The organism is Cedecea sp. B1(4) (assembly GCF_059414925.1).
The window spans coordinates 1-377 of record NZ_JCAHMZ010000301.1 but is presented as its reverse complement, the minus strand read 5'-3'; the positions used below and the strand labels follow the sequence as shown (position 1 = coordinate 377).

The window sequence follows — 377 nt, the reverse complement described above, 5'->3', positions numbered from 1 at the left end:
CCAAGGATGAGGCCATTGTCACCGCCAAAGCGCTAGAAATGGCTGGCTACTCCATTGACCTGGGATATGGCCAAATTAGCGCCAAGAACCGGGCCGCCCTGGGCCTGACTCTGGAAGAGGTATTCGACGGCTGCAAGAATTTGGCCGTGGCCGGCGAGCTACTTGAAAGCAACTACGTTCGTGCTTTGAAGGTTTACCCAGGGGATCCGCAACGGGCATTGCAAGCCACTTTGTCGGCGTATAACACCGGCTCTTTCACTGCGGGGCTTACCAATGGCTACGTCGGCAAGCTCCTCGCCCACGCAGGCAAGGCCGCTGGCGTAGTGGTTCCTGCGATCGAGCCTATACCGCTCAAACAGCCGACACTCAAAAGCCAG

At 57.8% G+C, this 377-nt stretch carries 1 protein-coding gene; it reads left to right on the top strand.

Annotated features, from left to right (window positions below):
* Positions 1–377 (top strand): lysozyme family protein (locus ACR6JA_RS23035; protein ID WP_494599826.1); only part of this gene is annotated, 377 nt, incomplete at both ends.